The sequence below is a fragment of the Kitasatospora sp. NRRL B-11411 genome (genome assembly GCF_000721345.1).
GTDB classification, from domain to species: Bacteria; Actinomycetota; Actinomycetes; order Streptomycetales; family Streptomycetaceae; genus Kitasatospora; species Kitasatospora cineracea.
On sequence record NZ_JOGH01000257.1, the window covers coordinates 1 to 2,384 of the forward strand.

Annotated in this window: 3 protein-coding genes; 1 reads left to right on the forward strand and 2 read right to left on the reverse strand. The window is 72.4% G+C overall.

Annotation, left to right across the window (positions count from 1 at the left end):
- Window positions 1-63: 63 nt before the first annotated feature.
- A complete protein-coding gene (locus tag IH44_RS0139670) occupies window positions 64-1,035 on the forward strand; it encodes an aldo/keto reductase (RefSeq protein WP_030464714.1) in 972 nt (323 codons plus the stop codon).
- Between the two features lie 61 nt (window positions 1,036-1,096).
- On the opposite strand, the gene IH44_RS0139675 is transcribed toward IH44_RS0139670, so the two are convergent.
- Window positions 1,097-1,819, reverse strand: coding sequence for a leucine-rich repeat domain-containing protein (locus IH44_RS0139675; RefSeq protein ID WP_030464715.1), 723 nt, complete (start codon window positions 1,817-1,819; stop codon window positions 1,097-1,099).
- On the reverse strand, window positions 1,816-2,310 hold the full coding sequence (locus tag IH44_RS0139680) for a GNAT family N-acetyltransferase (protein WP_051818327.1): 495 nt from the start codon (window positions 2,308-2,310) through the stop codon (window positions 1,816-1,818). The genes IH44_RS0139675 and IH44_RS0139680 overlap by 4 nt, the downstream gene beginning before the upstream one ends.
- Between the last annotated feature and the right edge of the window lie 74 nt (window positions 2,311-2,384).

Consider the following 2,384-nt stretch of genomic DNA (forward strand, 5'->3'; position numbering starts at 1 on the left):
GTGAGGGGGCGTCGGGTGGGTGGGTACTGGACAAGTGGGGCGGGTCGGCAGAGGGTGGGGGACATGGAGTACACCCACCTCGGCCGTACCGGCCTGTCCGTCTCCCGGCTCTGCCTGGGCACCATGAACTTCGGTCCGCACACCGTGGAGGCCGACGCGCACCGGATCATGGACGCCGCGCACGGGCACGGCATCAACTTCTTCGACACCGCCAACGTCTACGGCTGGGGCGAGAACAAGGGCCTCACCGAGAGCATCATCGGCAACTGGTTCGCCAAGGGCGGCGGGCGGCGCGAGAAGACCGTGATCGCCACCAAGCTGTACGGCGACATGGGTGACTGGCCCAACGAGGGCAAGCTCTCCGCGCTCAACATCCGCCGTGCCGTGGACGCCAGCCTGCAGCGCCTGCAGACCGACCACATCGACCTGTACCAGATGCACCACGTCGACCGGGACACGCCCTGGGACGAGATCTGGCAGGCGATGGAGGTGCTCACCCTCCAGGGCAAGATCGTCTACGTGGGGTCCTCCAACTTCGCCGGCTGGCACCTCGCGCAGGCCCAGGAGGCCGCCAAGGCGCGGAACTTCCTCGGCCTGACCAGCGAGCAGTCGCTGTACAACCTGATCGAGCGCAGCGTCGAGCTGGAGGTGGCCCCCGCCGCCCAGCACTACGGCCTCGGCCTGATCCCGTGGTCCCCGCTGCACGGCGGCCTGCTCGGCGGGGTGCTGCGCAAGGAGCGCGAGGGCGTCCGCCGGGCGTCGGGCCGCGCGCTGGACACCCTGAACGAGCGCCGCGAGCAGATCCAGGCGTACGAGGACCTGTGCGAGGAGCTCGGCCACGAGCCCGGCGACGTCGCGCTCGCCTGGCTGCGCACCCGTCCGGCCGTCACCGCCCCGATCATCGGTCCCCGTACCGAGGAGCAACTCGACGCGGCGGTTCGGTCGTTGGAGGTCGAGCTGGACGCCAAGACGCTGGAGCGGCTGGATGGGATCTTCCCCGGTTACCGCACCGCGCCGGAGCACTACGCCTGGTGAGGTGAGGTGAGGTGAGGCGGGGCGGGGCGTCCGGCGGGGGTCCGTCGGGCGTCCCGTCGGGTTAGAAGTAGACGGCGCAGCCGCGTCGTTCGAGGGTGGCGACCAGGTGCGGGGCGGGCGGGTGCGGGGTCCAGCGCAGGTCGAGTTTCTCCAGGGCGGGGAGGTCGGCCAGCCAGGGCGGGAGGCCCGTCAACGGGTTGGCGCGTAGGTCGAGTTCGCGCAGCAGGGGGAGGCCGGCCAGGGCGGGCGGCAGGGTGGTGAGGTGGTTGTCGCGCAGTTCCAGGCAGCGCAGTTCGTGCAGGGCGGAGAGCGAATCGGGCAGCGTGGTGAGGGAGTTGCCGCGCAGGCGCAGTTCGCGCAGCCGGGGGAGCGTGCCGAGGGTGTCCGGGAGGCTGGTCAACCGGCAGCTCTGGGCGCGCAGTTCGAGGAGCTGGCCCAAGTCGCCGAGGCTGTCCGGGAGTTCGGTGAGCGGGTTGTCGCCGACGTTGAGGTAGCGCAGCCGGTGCAGGCGGCCCAGGCGTTCCGGCAGGGCGGTGAGCCGGTTGTCGTGCAGGTAGAGGAAGTCGGACAGGCCGGTGAGGTCGCCGATCCGGTCGGGGACGGCGGTGAGCGCGTTGTGGCCCAGGTCGAGGGTGCGGAGAGCCGTGAAGTCGCCGATGGCGTCCGGGATTTCGGTCAGCTCGTTGTCCGCGAGGATCAGCACCTCGGCGTCCGTCCGGCCCCACACCTCGTCCGGCACGGAGGCCAGGCCCGCCCGCCACAGGTTCACCACCGGCCCGGTCACAGCGCCTTCTCCAGCCAGTGCGCGGCGTACGGGTTGGTGTTGTACGGCGGGATGTCCGTGTAACCGGTGGCCGTGTACAGGGCGCGGGCCTCGGCGAGTTCGGCCATGGTGTCCAGCCTCAGCCGGGCGTGCCCGAGGGCGCGGGCGGCGTCCTCGGCGGCGGCCAGCAGGAGCCGGCCCAGGCCGTGTCCGCGGCCGGCCGGGCGGACGTACAGGCGCTTGAGTTCGGCGGTGCCGGGGGCGGCGCCGCGGGTGGCGTCGGGAGCGGTGCCGAAGGCCCGGACGCCCGCGCAGCCGACCGGGCGGCCGTCCAGTCGGGCGAGCAGGAACACGCCCTGCGGTGACGCGAGTTCGAGGTCTGCCGGGGCCTCGGCGGGCAGCGGTTCGGCGGGTGGCGGGCCGCTCCAGCGGCGGCGGACCTCGGCCTGGTACTCGGTCAGCAGCAGGCGGGCGTCCGGGGAGTCGACGGGTTCGGGGCGGATCTCGGCCACGGCTGTTCCGTTCGAGGGAGGGAGAGGGGGAGAGGGAGTGGGGCGGGGACGGGGACGGAGGATACTGCGGAAAC

Bases quoted from the DNA above. Each gene is read 5' to 3' on its own strand.
- IH44_RS0139670 (WP_030464714.1), top strand. From the start codon at position 64: ATGGAGTACACCCACCTCGGCCGTACCGGCCTGTCCGTCTCCCGGCTC.